Annotated in this window: 14 protein-coding genes; 10 read left to right on the forward strand and 4 right to left on the reverse strand. The window is 71.2% G+C overall.

The window, feature by feature from the left end; all coding sequences use genetic code 11:
• The first annotated feature begins 7 nt into the window (after positions 1-7).
• The 3 genes from HD596_RS20215 (at position 8) to HD596_RS20225 (ending at position 5036) form a co-directional block, all read left to right on the forward strand.
• The gene (locus tag HD596_RS20215; protein WP_185070912.1) at positions 8-772 is read left to right on the forward strand and encodes an ABC transporter ATP-binding protein; all 765 of its coding nucleotides are present in this window, start codon (positions 8-10) and stop codon (positions 770-772) included.
• A gap of 26 nt (positions 773-798) precedes the next feature.
• Entirely contained in the window at positions 799-2349 is a 1551-nt protein-coding gene (locus HD596_RS20220; protein WP_313047560.1) for a hypothetical protein, read from the forward strand.
• 65 nt (positions 2350-2414) lie between these two features.
• A complete protein-coding gene (locus HD596_RS20225; RefSeq protein WP_185070914.1) occupies positions 2415-5036 on the forward strand; it encodes a phosphoenolpyruvate carboxylase in 2622 nt (873 codons plus the stop codon).
• A 16-nt stretch (positions 5037-5052) separates the two neighbouring features.
• Here HD596_RS20225 and HD596_RS20230 read toward each other — a convergent pair whose 3' ends face one another.
• From HD596_RS20230 to HD596_RS20240, 3 genes are all read right to left on the reverse strand, one after another.
• The gene (locus HD596_RS20230; protein ID WP_185070915.1) at positions 5053-6132 is read right to left on the reverse strand and encodes an epoxide hydrolase family protein; all 1080 of its coding nucleotides are present in this window, start codon (positions 6130-6132) and stop codon (positions 5053-5055) included.
• A 61-nt stretch (positions 6133-6193) separates the two neighbouring features.
• Positions 6194-7036, reverse strand: coding sequence for a formate dehydrogenase accessory sulfurtransferase FdhD (fdhD, locus tag HD596_RS20235; RefSeq protein ID WP_185070916.1), 843 nt, complete (start codon positions 7034-7036; stop codon positions 6194-6196).
• On the reverse strand, positions 7033-9237 hold the full coding sequence (locus HD596_RS20240; RefSeq protein WP_185070917.1) for an FdhF/YdeP family oxidoreductase: 2205 nt from the start codon (positions 9235-9237) through the stop codon (positions 7033-7035). The genes fdhD and HD596_RS20240 overlap by 4 nt, the downstream gene beginning before the upstream one ends.
• Before the next feature lie 35 nt (positions 9238-9272).
• On the opposite strand from HD596_RS20240, the gene HD596_RS20245 reads away from it, so the two are divergent.
• From HD596_RS20245 to bfr, 7 genes are all read left to right on the forward strand, one after another.
• Complete coding sequence (locus HD596_RS20245) at positions 9273-10094, forward strand: biotin--[acetyl-CoA-carboxylase] ligase (RefSeq protein WP_185070918.1); 822 nt, start codon at positions 9273-9275, stop codon at positions 10092-10094.
• Between the two features lie 53 nt (positions 10095-10147).
• Entirely contained in the window at positions 10148-10660 is a 513-nt protein-coding gene (locus tag HD596_RS20250) for a PH domain-containing protein (RefSeq protein ID WP_185070919.1), read from the forward strand.
• A gap of 3 nt (positions 10661-10663) precedes the next feature.
• Positions 10664-11629: an adenylate/guanylate cyclase domain-containing protein gene (locus HD596_RS20255; protein ID WP_185070920.1), complete on the forward strand. Its 966-nt coding sequence runs from the start codon at positions 10664-10666 to the stop codon at positions 11627-11629.
• 14 nt (positions 11630-11643) lie between these two features.
• Positions 11644-12729 (forward strand): S-(hydroxymethyl)mycothiol dehydrogenase, encoded by a 1086-nt coding sequence (locus HD596_RS20260; protein WP_185070921.1) that lies wholly within the window; start codon positions 11644-11646, stop codon positions 12727-12729.
• On the forward strand, positions 12730-13341 hold the full coding sequence (locus HD596_RS20265) for an MBL fold metallo-hydrolase (protein ID WP_185070922.1): 612 nt from the start codon (positions 12730-12732) through the stop codon (positions 13339-13341).
• Between the two features lie 220 nt (positions 13342-13561).
• The gene (locus HD596_RS20270; protein WP_138669932.1) at positions 13562-13738 is read left to right on the forward strand and encodes a (2Fe-2S)-binding protein; all 177 of its coding nucleotides are present in this window, start codon (positions 13562-13564) and stop codon (positions 13736-13738) included.
• A gap of 15 nt (positions 13739-13753) precedes the next feature.
• Positions 13754-14239, forward strand: coding sequence for a bacterioferritin (gene bfr, locus HD596_RS20275; RefSeq protein WP_185070923.1), 486 nt, complete (start codon positions 13754-13756; stop codon positions 14237-14239).
• A 55-nt stretch (positions 14240-14294) separates the two neighbouring features.
• Here the strand turns inward: bfr and HD596_RS20280 are convergent, their stop codons facing one another.
• On the reverse strand, positions 14295-14783 hold the full coding sequence (locus HD596_RS20280) for an RICIN domain-containing protein (protein WP_185070924.1): 489 nt from the start codon (positions 14781-14783) through the stop codon (positions 14295-14297).
• Between the last annotated feature and the right edge of the window lie 12 nt (positions 14784-14795).

Here is a 14795-nt window from a genome sequence, read left to right on the forward strand (position 1 = left end):
TGGATCCATGACGGATGCGGTTCGCACGCACGGCTTGTTCAAGCGCTACGGACCGCAGGTCGCGGTGGCGGGCGTCGAGCTGGTGGTGCCGTCGGGGAGCTTCGCGGGCCTGGTCGGGCCCAACGGCGCGGGCAAGACGACGACGCTCAGCATGATCACCGGGCTGCTCCGGCCCGACGGCGGCACCGCGGAGGTCGACGGGTTCCACGTGTGGCGCGACCCCGTGGAGGTCAAGACGCGCATCGGGGTGCTGCCGGAGGGGCTGCGGCTGTTCGAGCGGCTGTCGGGCCGCGAGCTGCTCCTCTACAACGGCCGGCTGCGCGGCATCCCCAAGGCCCAGGTCGAGGAGCGCGCGGCCGAGCTGCTGGCCGTGATGGACCTGACCGGCGCCGCCGACAAGCTCGTCGTCGACTACTCCACCGGCATGCGCAAGAAGATCGGCCTGGCCGCCGCGCTCCTGCACAACCCGTCCGTGCTCTTCCTCGACGAGCCGTTCGAGGGCGTCGACCCGGTCAGCGCCAACACGCTCACCGACGTGCTGCGGCGCTTCACGGCGTCCGGCTCGACGGTGATCTTCTCCAGCCACGTGATGGACCTGGTCGAGCGGCTGTGCGACTGGGTGTCGGTGATGAGCGCGGGCCACATCGTGGCGCAGGGGCCGCTGGCGGACGTACGCGGCGGGCGCAGCCTCAACCAGGCGTTCCTCGAGCTGGTCGGCGGACCGCGCGACAACGGCGAGGGCCTGACGTGGCTCGGCGCCAACCCCAGGTGACACCCCGAGGAGTCCCGTTGACCACCGTGGCCCTGTTCGCGCAGCTCAAGCTCCAGCTGCTGGGCGGAAACCTGCGCGGCGACCTCCAGCGCAAGCTCGGCTTCGTCTTCACCCTGCTCATCGCCACCGGCCTGGCCCTGCTCGGCTTCTTCCTGATGAGCCTGCTCCGGCTGGCGCCCCACGACCTCGCCGCCGACCTGGTGATCGTCGCGTTCACGGCCTTCCTCATCGGCTGGATGATCGTGCCGCTGATGGCGTTCGGCCTGGACGACACGCTCGACCCGGCCAAGCTGTCGCTCCTGCCGCTGCGCACCGGGCAGCTCGCGGTCGGCATGTTCACCGCGTCCGTGACCGGGGTCTGGCCGCTCGCCATGCTGATCATCACGGCCGGCGCGCTGGTGGGGGTGGCGACGGGCGTGGGCGGCGTGCTGCTCGGGGTGCCGGCCGTGCTGCTGCAGTTCGCGCTGTGCGTGGTGACGTCGCGGCTGATCACCACCTCGCTCTCCAGCGCGCTGCGCACCCGGCGGGGCCGCGACGTGCTGGCCGTGGCCGCGCTCCTGGTGGTGGTGCTCGCGCAGCTGCCCAACCTCGTGATGAACCGCGGCCTCGGCGACCCCGAGGGCATGCTGCGCCAGCTGGCGGGCGTGCTCAGGTGGACGCCGCCGGGCATGGCGGCGCACGCGATGGCTGACGGCGGCCTGGCCGGGCTGGCCGAGCTCGCGCTGGTGGCCGTGATCGTGGTGGTGCTCGGCTGGCTGTGGATCAAGGCGCTGGGCCGGGCCCTGGTGACGCCCGACGTCTCCACCCAGGCCGCGTCCGTGCGCAAGGAGAGCGGCCTGGTCGACAGGTTCCTGCCGGACGGGCCGCTGGCGGCCGTGGTGACGAAGGAGCTGAAGTACATCAGGCGCGAGCCCAGGTTCCGCGTGGGCTGGTTCAGCGCGGTCGTGGTCACCGCCGTGCTGGCGTTCTCGCTGAGCAGGAGCGCGGGCGGCGCGGAGGGCGTGCCGATCGTCCTGACCTGCGTCGGCGCCCTGATGATCGCGCTGCAGTCGGGCAACACGTTCGGCATCGACGGCCGCTCGTTGTGGATGAACGCCGTGGCGTTCGGCTCCGAGCGCGGGCTGGCCACCGACCTGGCCGGGCGCCACCTGGCCAACGCGTTGATCGCCGTGCCGCTGCTCACCGTGATCGCGGTGGCCACCGGCCTGTTCACCGGCCATCCCGGCATGATCGTCCCGGCGGCGCTGGCCGGGTGGGGCGCGCTCGGCCTCGGGCTCGGCGTCGGGTCGGTGATGAGCGTGGTGGTTCCGTACACGGTGCCCGAGCGGATGAACGCCTTCAGCGGCGCCGCGCCCGGGCAGGGCGGCCAGGCGTTCGCCTCCGCCATGGGGGGCACGCTCGGCATCGCGCTGCTGTCGCTGCCGTTCGTGGTGCCGCTGGCGTTCGGCTGGTTCTGGGTGTGCGCGGTGGCGCCGTTCTACGGGGTGCTGGCGGAGACGCTCGGCAGGCGCCTGGCGGCCAGGATCGGATTCGCCCGGATGCCGGAGCTGCTGGGGGCCGTTTCCAAAGGTAGTTGAATGGTCTAGTCCAATGGGCGAGACCGGTCTACGGCTTCCCGAAGCGACTCGATACCCTTCGAAACATGATTGACCAGGGGCTCGAGCGTCGCAGCGCCGCCGTTACCGAGATGCCGGACGAGCTACGCCACGATGTGCGGCTGCTCGGCAAACTGCTCGGCCAGGTGCTCGCCGAACAGGGTGGCGAAGACCTGCTGGCCGACGTCGAACGGCTGCGCAAGGCCGTCATCGCAGCACGTAAGGGCGAGGTCTCGGCCGACGAGATCACCGCCATGGTCGCCGAATGGGAGATCGAGCGGGCCGTGGCGGTCGCCCGCGCGTTCACCTGCTATTTCCACCTGGCCAACCTGGCCGAGGAACACTACCGGATCCGCACACTACGCGAGCGGGACGCCGAGGGCAGGGTCCAGCGGGAGTCGCTGGCCGAGGCCGTACAGGAGCTGGGCCACGAGCGGGTCGCCGAGCTGCTGGAGGGCCTGGAGCTGCACCCGGTGCTCACCGCGCACCCCACCGAGGCACGCAGGCGCGCGGTCGTCACCGCCATCCAGCGCATCAGCGGCCAGCTCACCGAGTACAACACGCCCGGCCGCGGCGCCAGCGAGCGCGCCGAGAACAAGCGCCGCATGCTGGAGGAGATCGACCTCCTGTGGCGCACGGCCCAGCTCCGCTCGACCAAGCTCGACCCGCTCGACGAGGTGCGCACCGCGATGGCCGCCTTCGACGAGACGCTGTTCCGCATGGTGCCGCAGGTCTACCGCTCGCTGGACGCCGCGCTCGACGAGCGCACCGGCACGCGCCCGCCGCAGGCCAGGCCGTTCATCCGGTACGGCAGCTGGATCGGCGGCGACCGCGACGGCAACCCCAACGTCACGGCCAGGGTCACCCGCGAGACCATCCAGATCCAGTCCGAGCACGTGCTGACGGCCCTGGAGACCGCCTGCACGCGCATCGCCCGCACGCTGACCGCCTCCGTCCAGCTCGCCGCGCCCTCGCCCGCGCTCAAGTCGGCGCTGGCCGAGGCCGTGGACTCCTACCCTGACGTGGTCTCCGAGCTGGCCACCCGCTCGCCGCGCGAGCCGCACCGGCAGTGGCTGCTGTTCGTGGCCGCGCGCATCGCCGCGACCCGCCGCCGCGATCTCGACCTGGCCTACCGCGCGCCGGCCGAGCTGCTCGGCGACCTCCGCCTGGCGCAGGAGTCGCTGGCCGCCTCGGCGCCGCGGCAGGCGTACGGGGAGCTGCAGCACCTCATCTGGCAGGTCGAGACGTTCGGCTTCCACCTGGCCGAGCTGGAGGTGCGCCAGCACTCCCAGGTCCACGCGGCCGCCCTGGAGGAGATCAGGGCCGGCGGCGAGCTGTCGGAGCGCACCGAGGAGGTGCTGGCCACGATCCGGGTGATCGCCTGGATCCAGGAGCGGTTCGGGACCACGGCCTGCTCCCGCTACGTGGTCTCCTTCACGCGTTCGGCCGACGACATCGCGGCCGTCTACGAGCTGGCCGCGCACGCGCTCGGCGAGCGGGCGCCGGTGCTCGACGTCGTGCCGCTGTTCGAGTCGGGCCAGGACCTGGCCAACTCGCCGGACGTGCTGACCGGGATGCTCGAGATCCCGGCGATGCGGGAGCGCCTGGAGGCCACCGGGCGGCGCATGGAGATCATGCTGGGCTACTCCGACTCGGCCAAGGAGCTCGGCCCCGCGGCCGCCACGCTCCGGCTCTACGAGGCGCAGGAGGAGCTGACGGCCTGGGCGGCCAAGCACGACGTGAAGCTGCGGATGTTCCACGGCCGCGGCGGCGCGCTGGGCCGTGGTGGCGGCCCGGCCAACCGCGCGGTGCTGGCCCAGGCGCCGGGCTCGGTCGCCGGCCGGTTCAAGGTCACCGAGCAGGGCGAGGTCATCTTCGCCCGCTACGGCCACATCGCCATCGCCCGCCGCCACCTGGAGCAGGTGGCCAACGCCGTCCTGATGGCCTCCTCGCCCACGGTCGGCGCCCGCACGGCCGCCGCCGCCGAGCGCTTCCGGGGCCTGGCCGAGCAGGTGGCCACGGCGTCGGAGCAGGCCTACCGCGCGCTGACCGAGGCGCCGGGCTTCCCCGAGTGGTTCGGCCTGGTCAGCCCGCTGGAGGAGATCGGCACGCTGCGCCTGGGCTCGCGCCCGGCGCGCCGCGGGCTCGGCGCGCCGCGCTCGCTCGACGACCTGCGGGCGATCCCGTGGGTGTTCGCGTGGGCGCAGACGCGGGTCAACCTGCCCGGCTGGTACGGCCTCGGCACCGGCCTGGCCTCGGTCGGCTCCCTGGAGGAGCTGCGGGCGGCGTACGCGGAGTGGCCGCTGTTCAACGCGATGCTGGACAACGCCGAGATGTCGCTGGCCAAGACCGACCGCTCGATCGCCAAGCGCTACCTCGCGCTGGGCGGCCGGGAGGACTTCGCGCAGCAGGTGCTGGAGGAGTACGACCGGACCCGCGACCTGGTGCTGCGGGTCACCGGCCACACGCGGCTGCTGGAGAACCGGAAGGTGCTCTCGCGCGCCGTCCAGCTCCGCGACCCGTACGTGGACGCGCTCTCCCACCTCCAGCTGCGGGCCCTGCGCGCGCTGCGCACCGGCAACCCGTCGGAGCAGGAGCGCGAACGCCTGTCCACGCTCCTGCTCCTGTCGGTCAACGGCGTCGCCGCGGGCCTGCAGAACACCGGCTGACCCGGCCCCCGCCGGTCTAGCGGAGGCCCTCGAAGAAGGCGGTGACGTCGGAGGTGAGGGCCTCCGTCGCGGTGTGCGCGGTGTAGTGGCCGTGCGCCGGGGCCGGCAGCGTCTTCCAGGAGACGATGTTGGCGTGGTCGCGCTCGGCGAAGCGGCGGATCGACTTGAAGTCGCCCTCGCCCATCGCCAGCGCGGTCGGCACGGTGGTGGGCTCCTTGGGCTGCTCCATGCGGGCGTTCTCCCAGTACTGCCGGATGGCCGAGCCGGCGGTCCCGGTGAACCAGTAGATCGCGGCGCTGGTGAGCACGAAGTCGTCGTCCAGGTCCTCGTCGAAGAGCTGGACGAGCCAGCCCAGGAGCCCGGCGGGGGAGTCGGCGAGGGCGTGGGCGAGGGTCTGCGGCTGCTGCGAGTGCAGCACGTTGAAGGCGCCCTTCTCCTTCCAGAACCAGTCGAGCACGGCCAGCCCGGCCTGGTCCTCCTCGCTCAGGCCGGCGAACTCGGCCGGGTCGCCGGAGGGGAAGGAGAACAGCTGCGTGACGTGGACGCCCACGACGTGGTCCGGGTCGATCCTGCCGACCTCGGGCGAGATCATCGAGCCGCCGTCGTTGCCGACCGCGCCGTAGCGGGTGTAGCCGAGGCGGGACATCAGCTCGGCCCACGCCCTGGCGATGCGCTGGTTGTTCCAGCCCAGCTCGTTCGTGGGGCCGGAGAAGCCGTAGCCGGGGACCGACGGGATGACCAGGTGGAAGTGGCGTGACAGGGGCTCGATGGCCTCCAGGTACTCGGCGATCGAGCCGGGCCAGCCGTGGGTGAGGATCAGCGCCAGGGCGTCGGGGTTGTCATTGCGTACGTGGATGAAGTGGATGTTCTGCCCGTCGATCTCGGTGGTGAACTGCGGGTGGGCGTTGAGCCTGGCCTCCTGGGCGCGCCAGTCGAAGCCGTCCCGCCAGTAGCTGACCAGGCGCTTGACCCGCTCGACGCTGACGCCCTGGTCGGTGCCGGGGATCTCGTGGGCGAAGCGGGTCAGGGCGAGGCGGGCCTGGAGGTCGTCGAGGTCGGTCTGCGGGATCTCGACGCGGAAGGGGCTGATGCTCATGGAAGGCTCCCGGAACAGGCGGAACGGTTTGTTCTGTTCCAGAATAGCAGAACGGAATACTTCATTCCATAGCTATCCGCTCCGATCCCGCATAGACGTTGCAGCGCTCTCCGCGCAGGAACCCCACGAGCGTGATGCCGAACTTCCTGGCCAGCTCCACCGCCAGCGACGACGGCGCCGAGACCGCGCACACCGCCGGGATCCCGGCGGCCAGCGCCTTCTGCATGATCTCGTAGCTGGTCCGCCCGCTGACCATGAGCACGTGCTCGGCCAGCGGCAGCCGCTCGGTCAGCCCCGCCCAGCCGACCAGCTTGTCCACCGCGTTGTGGCGGCCCACGTCCTCCCGCACCGCCACCAGTTCGCCCGTGGCCGAGAACAGCCCGGCCGCGTGCAGGCTGCCGGTCTTGCCGAACCCGCCCTGGGCGGCGCGCAGCGCCTCCGGCAGCCCGTACAGGAACTCGGGGGTGAGGCCGAGCCGGCCCCTGGGGACCGGCTTGCAGCGGTCGTGCAGCGACTCCAGGCTCGCCGAGCCGCAGACGCCGCACGCGCTGGAGGTGAGGAAGTGGCGGTCCAGCGCGGGCAGGTCGGGGATGGGGCCGCGCAGGCGTACGGTCACCGTGTTGTAGCGGGCCTCGGGCGGGAGGTCCTCGTCGGTGCAGTACGCGATGGCGGCGATGTCGCCGGGACCGGCCAGGCCCTCGCCGTGCAGGAAGCCGGCGGCCAGCTCGAAGTCGTGCCCGGGGGTGCGCATGGTGATGGCCACGGTCCTGCGCGTGCCGTCGGGAGCGGTGAGCCGGATCTCCAGCGGCTCCTCGGTGGCCAGGTAGTCGCGCCGCTCCCTGGTGGCGGAGCCGGACAGCTCCATGATCCTGATGCGCGTGGTGGGCCCAGGACGCGTGTTCACAGGGGCCGCACGGTGACGAGGGCGTTGTAGTCGGGGATCCGCGCGTCCGGGGAGCGGCGGGACTCGTCCAGCAGGACGTTGCCCTCGGGCCAGTGGATCTGCAGGTTGCCCGGCATGAGCGGGGCCCGCAGGATCTTGCCGTGGTAGGTGCGCTCGCCGGAGCGCAGCTCGACCGGGGCGCCGTCGGGCAGGCCCAGGCGGTCGGCGTCGTACTCGCTCATCAGCACGGCCTCGCGCATCGCGCCGTTGAAGCCGTCGCGGCGCTCGTGGACCATGCTGTTGAACTGTTTGCCGCGCCTGGTGGCCACCATGAACGCGCCGTCGGGGCGCTTCAGCGCCGGGGGCCGGACGACGCTGAAGCGGCCCAGCCCGTCGGGGGTCTGGAAGCGGCCGTCGGCGAACAGGTGGCGGCCGCCGTACTGGACGTTGTCGCCGAACTTCCGCAGGTCCGCGATGCCGCGGTAGAAGGGGACGGCGCGCTCGATCTCGGCCCGGATCTGCGGCGTGCCGGTGAAGGTGATTTTTGATGAAATTTCGGGGTTTGTACGGGCGGCCAGCTCCGTGAAGATCTTCCACTCCGGCCACGCCTCGCCGATGCGCGGCCCCTCGACCTCGGGGGAGAAGATGATCCGGCGCTCGGTGGAGGTCTCGGTCACGCCGCCGACCATCTCGTAGCGGGTCTGTGCGGGCAGCAGCAGCACGTCGCCCTCGCCCGGCACCAGCATCTGCGACGACAGCACGATGTCGATGTGCACCCGCAGCCGCAGCCGCGACAGGGCCTCGCGGCAGTAGGCCGGGTCGGGCAGGACCTCCAGGAAGTTGCCGCCGCTCGACACCAGCGCGTCGAGGTCGCCGCGGTGGGCCGCGTCGATCATGTCGGTCGCGGTGAGACCGGGCGTGGCCGGGACCTCGAACCCCCACATCTCCGTAAATTTCGCGGCATTCTCTGGCGTGATCGGCAGCCCGCCCGGCAGGCCGGTCGCGTACGCGCCCATCTCGGCCCCGCCCTGCACGCCGCTGTGCCCCCGGATCGGCATCAGCCCGCACTTGTCGCGCCCGACGAAGCCCCTGGCCAGCGCCAGGTTCACGATCGAGCGGACGTTGTCCTCGCCGTAGGCGTGCTGCGTGATGCCCATCGACCACACCAGCACCGCCGAGCGGGCCTCGCCCAGCAGCCTGGCCAGGCGGAGCATGTCGTCGCGGGAGGCCCCGGACAGCGCCTCCAGCTCCTCCCACGACTGCCCCGCGACCTCCCGGCGCAGCTCCTCGAACCCCGTGGTCCGCTGGTCGACGAACTCCTTGTCCACCCAGTCGTTCTCGATCAGGTGCTTGAGCACGCCGTTGAGGAAGCCGATGTCGCCGCCCACGTTCACGCCGAAGAACTCGTCGGTGATCTTCGTGCCGAACAGCGCGGACTCGGCGTTCGACGGCACCCAGTACTTGTCCATGCCGGGCTCGCGATAGGCGTTGACCATCGCGATCCGGGTGCCGGCCTTCTTGGCGTGGTAGAGGTACTTCATCGCGACCGGCTGGTTGTTCGACGGGTTGGAGCCGATGAAGACGATCAGGTCGGAGCCGATCCAGTCGGTGTACGAGCAGGTCGTGGCCGCCGCGCCGATGGTCTGCTTGAGCGCGACCGTGGAGGGCGAGTGGCAGATCCGGGCGGCGTTGTCGACGCTGTTGGTGCCGAGCGCGCGCACGGCCTTCTGGGCCGCGTAGTAGTTCTCGTTGGGCACGCCGCGGCTGGTCAGGTAGGCGCCGAAGCGCGCGTCCCGCAGGCCGTCCGCGGCCAGGCGCAGCGCCTCGTCCCAGGAGATCCGGGTGAAGCCGGGCTCGCCCGCGCGGCGCAGCATGGGGTACGGCAGCCGTCCCAGCTCGCGGAGCTCGGCGCTCTTCTTGCCGACGAGTCCAGAAATATCCCGCAAAAGTGTGGGGTCCAGGGCGGGCATGGTGTTCAGGGGCAGCAGCCGCAGCCTGATGTTGCACAGATGGATCTCGTCCATCGTCCAGTCACGCATGCCATGGGTGCCCAGCGCGCACCCGTCACAGGTGCCCTGGTTGAGTATCCGCCACGCGTAACCCCGGTTGCCCTTGACCGACCTGAACGCCTTCCACAGCTCCAGGTAGTTGTTCGGCTTGCGCAGCCCGATGCCGAACGGTCGCCAAGAGGCCCAGTTACGCGGATCCAGGAGCTTGCTCATCTCTCCATCTTCCTCCCGGCTGCAAAGATAGGGGGGTGCCCGACTCGCGTTACTCCAACCTCGACCGCCCGCCGCTCTCCGAGGCGGCGCTCAACCGCGCGCTGGTCCGCCCCGGCTCCCTGTGGAGCGGTGTCACCGTCGTGGAGAGCACCGGCTCCACCAACGCCGACCTGGCCGAGGCCGCTCAGGCCGGAGCCCCGGAGGGGACGGTGCTGGTGGCGGAGTCGCAGCTGGCGGGCCGCGGCCGGCTGGGCCGTACCTGGACGGCGCCCCCGCGCTCGGGCCTGACGTTCTCGATCCTGCTCAAACCGGACGTGCCGCCCACCGCGCAGGGCTGGCTGACGCTCCTGTACGGCGTCGCCGCCGCCTCCGCCCTGCGCCGCCTGGCCGAGGTGGACGTACGCGTGAAATGGCCCAACGACCTGCTGATCGGCGAGCGCAAGCTGGCGGGGATCCTGGCCGAGCGGGCGGAGGACGGCGTCGTCGTCGGCATGGGCCTCAACGTGTCGCTCACGCAGGAGGAGCTGCCCGTCGAGACGGCCACGTCGCTGGCCATCGAGGAGGCGGCCTGCCTCGACCGCGACCCGCTGCTCAGGGCCGTGCTCAGGGAGGTCGAGAGCCACTACAGGGAGTGGACCGACGCCAAGGGCGACGCCGAGGCGTGCGGGCTGCGCCCGGCGTACCTGGCGGCCAGCGCCACGGTCGGGCGGCGGGTCAGGGTGGAGCTGCCGGGGCGGCAGGCGGTCACCGGGACGGCCACGGGGGTCGACCAGTTCGGGCACCTGCAGGTGGAGTCGGAGGGGGAGCGCCACACGCTGAGCGCGGGCGACGTGGTGCACGTCCGCCCGGCGGACTGACCGGATCCGCCGGGAGCATAGCCGCCACGCGGCGATGGTGGCACGATTTGGCCATGACCATTCCCGACCATCATCTGACGCAGGGTGAACGGCGCATCCGGTCCTTCCATCCCCACTGGAAGCGGCTCGTGCTCCCCTTCCTGGCGCTGGTCCTCGTCGTCGCGGCCGCGGGCGCGGCGATGTTCTTCATCCCCGGCGGCTGGGAATACGCGTTCTACGCCAGGATCGCCGTCGTCGTCATCGGCCTCATCCTGCTGACGATCTGGTCGCTCGTCCCCTACCTGCGGTGGGTCAACACCGGCTACGTTCTCACCACCCACCGCTTCACGATCAGCACCGGCGTGCTCAACAAGTCGACCGACGAGATCCCGATCACCAAGGTCAACACGGTCAGCTCCGACCAGACCTTCCCCGAGCGCCTGCTCGGCTGCGGCACGCTGACCGTCGAGTCCGCGGGCGACCGGGGCGAGATCGTGCTGCGCGACATCCCCAAGATCCAGGACGTCCGCACCGACCTGTTCAGGCTCGTCGAGGACGCCTCCGACGGCGAGCTCGACGGCCGCTGACGCGTGAGCCGCCAGCCCGGCCGGCCGACCGCCGAGGAGATCGAACGCCTGCTCGTCGGCTCGCCGGCCCGCTTCACGAAAGAGCAGGTCACGGCCAAGGCCGGGGTGTCGCAGGAGCTCGCCGAGCGCATCTGGCGGGCGCTCGGGTTCGCGCAGCGGGCCGACGGCGCCGTGGCGTTCACCGACGCCGACGTGGCGGCGCTGCGCCGGGTGCGCCGGATGCTCGACGGCGGCACGCTCGACGAGCAGACCGTCATCCGCATGGCCCGCGCGCTCGGCCAGACCACGGCCCGGCTGGCGCAGTGGCAGGCCGAGATCATGATCGGCGCGATGCTGCCGGCGGAGCCCTCGCAGGACGACCTGGCCAAGGTGCTCGGGGCGGCGCAGGAGCTGATGCCCGACTTCGCGCAGGTGCTGGTCCACGTCTGGCGGGCCCAGCTCGCCGCCGCCGGCACCCGGCTGCTGGCCATCGCCGACGGCAACGACGAGCTGGTGCCGACCCGGGTGACGATGGCCGTGGGGTTCGCGGACCTGGTCTCGTTCACCAGGCGCAGCCGCGAGCTCGACGAGAAGGAGCTGGCCGAGCTGGTCGAGGGGTTCGAGGCGCGGGCCTCCGACGTGGTGGCCTCCCACGGCGCCCGGCTGGTCAAGACGCTGGGCGACGAGGTGCTCTTCACCGCCCCGAGCCCGGCCCAGGCCGCGGGGATCGCGCTCGACCTGGTCGAGTCGGGCGTCGAGCTGCGCGTCGGTCTGGCGTACGGGCCGGTCCTGCCGACCATGGGCGACGTCTTCGGCACCACCGTCAACCTGGCCGCCCGGCTCACCGCCATCGCCCGGCCGGGCACGATCCTGGTCGACTCCGCGCTGGCCGAAGGGCTGGAGGGGTTCGATCTGCACAAGATCAGGCGCCGGCCCGCGAGAGGGCTCGGCGTGGTCCAGCCCTATCTCTTGCGGAGATCATCCTCCTGACACAAGATGCTGGCATGCCGTACGAAGTGAAGGGCGTCGTCGCCCGGGCCAAGGGCCAGGAAGTTTCGCTCGAGACGGTCGTGGTGCCGGACCCAGGTCCCGGCGAGGCGGTCGTCAACGTGCAGGCGTGCGGGGTCTGCCACACCGACCTGCACTATCGCGAGGGCGGGATCAACGACGACTTCCCGTTCCTGCTCGGCCACGAGGCGGCGGGCGTCGTCGAGGCGGTCGGCCCCGGCGTCACCGAGGTCGCGCCCGGCGACTTCGTGATCCTCAACTGGCGCGCGGTGTGCGGCCAGTGCCGCGCGTGCCTGCGCGGCCGCCCGTGGTACTGCTTCGCCACCCACAACGCCACGCAGAAGATGACGCTCAAGGACGGCACGGTGCTGTCGCCCGCGCTGGGCATCGGCGCGTTCCAGGAGAAGACGCTGGTCGCCGCGGGCCAGTGCACCAAGGTCTCCGCCGAGGCGCCCGCGCAGGTCGCGGGCCTGCTGGGCTGTGGCGTCATGGCGGGCATCGGCGCCGCGATCAACACCGGCGGCGTGACGCGCGGCGACTCGGTGGCCGTCATCGGCTGCGGCGGCGTCGGCGACGCCGCGATCCTCGGCGCCTCGCTGGCCGGGGCCGCGAAGGTCATCGCCGTCGACGTGGACGACCGCAAGCTGGACTGGGCGCGCGACTTCGGCGCCACCCACACGGTCAACTCCCGCGAGAGCGACCCGGTCGAGGCGATCCGCGACCTGACCGGCGGCTTCGGCGCCGACGTGGTCATCGAGGCGGTGGGCCGCCCCGAGACGTACAAGCAGGCCTTCTTCGCCCGCGACCTGGCCGGCACGGTCGTGCTGGTCGGCGTCCCGACGCCTGACATGACGCTGGAGCTGCCGTTCATCGAGGTCTTCGGGCGCGGCGGCGCGCTGAAGTCCTCCTGGTACGGCGACTGCCTGCCCTCGCGCGACTTCCCGATGCTCATCGACCTGTTCCTGCAGAACCGGCTGCCGCTCGACAAGTTCGTCTCGGAGACGATCGAGATCGAGCAGGTCGAGGAGGCGTTCGCGAAGATGCACCGCGGCGAGGTGCTGCGTTCGGTGGTGACGTTCTAGATGATCGACAGGGTCATCACCTCGGGCACGTTCTCGCTGGACGGCGGCACCTGGGACGTCGACAACAACGTCTGGCTGGTCGGTGACGCCCGCGAGGTCGTCGTCATCGACGCCGCCCACGACGCCGCGCCGATCGCCGAGCGGGTGGGCGGGCGCACGGTCAGGGCCATCGTCTGCACGCACGCCCACAACGACCACATCAACGCCGCCAAGCCCCTCGCCGACCGCACCGGGGCGCCCATCCGGCTGCACCCCGCCGACCAGGTGCTGTGGGAGCAGCAGTACGGGGCCGAGGTGGCGTACGAGCCGCTGGCCGACGGCGAGAAGATCGAGGTCGGCGGCATCGCGCTGGAGGTGATCCACACCCCCGGCCACGCGCCCGGCGCGGTCTGCCTGTACGCCCCCGACCTGGGCGCCCTGTTCAGCGGCGACACGCTCTTCAAGGGCGGGCCGGGGGCGACCGGCCGGTCCTACAGCTCGTTCGACACGATCATCGACTCGATCAGGGGACGGCTGCTGACCCTCCCACCGGAGACCGTCGTGCACACGGGGCACGGCGATTCGACCACGATCGGCGCCGAGGCGCCGCACCTCGAGGAGTGGAGCGAGTGAGCGCCGACGCCTGGAGGAGCGGCGGGAGCGAAGCGACCAGAGCGGGGGAAGGCGTCGGCATCAAGGGCGAACGAGCCGCCTCCACGAAGTGGAGGCCATGAACAGGGTGGGTAGGGGGATGTGGCCGAGCTAACATAGGCAAGCCTTACCGAAGTGAGGTAGCTTAGGTGTGCCTAACCTAAAGGCGCCCCCACTTCGCTTGCGAGAGGCCTGTCCCCGGATGTATGTGTGCATTTGTCGTGCCGTGACCGAGAACGAGGTGCACGACTGCATCGCCTCCGGGGCGAAGAGCGCGAAGCAGATCCGCGACACCACTGGGGCCGGTGGTGACTGTGCCCGATGTGTACGGAAAATCTGTGCAATCCTGAAACGGTCTGAAGAACTGACGACCGCATAGCGAGGGGCCCGTTTCATGCAGGGCGACAAGCAGATCATCGAGCTGCTCAACGAGCAGCTGACCGCCGAGCTCACCGCCATCAACCAGTACTTCCTGCACGCCAAGATGCAGGAGAACTGGGGATACACGAAACTCGCCGAGCACACCCGTGCGGAGTCGATCGACGAGATGCGCCACGCGGAGCGTCTGACCGATCGCATCCTCTTCCTGGAGGGCCTGCCCAACTACCAGCGCCTTGGCACGCTGCACATCGGCCAGACCGTGGAGGAGCAGCTCAGGGCGGACCTCGAGGTCGAGCTCTCGGTCGTGCAGCGCCTGCGCCCGGCGATCGCGCTCATGCGCGAGAAGGGCGACATCACCTCGGCCCGGATCTTCGAGGAGATCCTGGAGGACGAGGAGCAGCACATCGACTATCTGGAGACGGAGCTCAGCCTCATCCGCAGCCTGGGCGAGCAGCTCTACCTGGCCCGCTACGCCGAACCGCCCTCGTCCGACGACTGAGCGGCCCCGTGGCCCGGAAGGCGCCCCGTCCCCCCCGGACGGGGCGCCTTCGGTTTCACCGCCAGAGCCACGCCTGCTCTCCGGTGTCCCTGCACGTCCACTGGATGATCCACTTGCCCTTCTTGCGCTCGCCCTTGCCGACCGCCAGGCACATGCCGGTGGCCCGGTTGCGCAGGCGCTGCAGGTCGTCGTAGATCCACTCCTGCTCGATGCCGCCGTCGGTGCACGGCCACTGGATCGCGTACTTGCCCTTGACCTGGGAGCCACGCGCGATCGCCAGGCACATGCCGGTCTTGGCGTTGACGAGCTTGCGCCCCTTGTAGATCCACTGCTGGTCCTTGTTGTCGGAGCAGGTCCACTGGATGACCTTCTTGCCGGCCTTGACCTCGCTCTTGCCCACGGCCAGGCAGAGGTCGGTGGCGCCGTTCATCAGCCGCCCGCTGGCGCCCGCCGTGGCGGGAGCGGCGGCCAGGGACAGCGCGAGGGCGGCGGTGGCGGCGGTGGCGGCGGCGACGGCGAACATTCTGGTGGGAGTGGCGACCACGTCAGTGACCCT

This window comes from Nonomuraea jabiensis, from assembly GCF_014204795.1.
Lineage (GTDB): Bacteria > Actinomycetota > Actinomycetes > Streptosporangiales > Streptosporangiaceae > Nonomuraea > Nonomuraea jabiensis.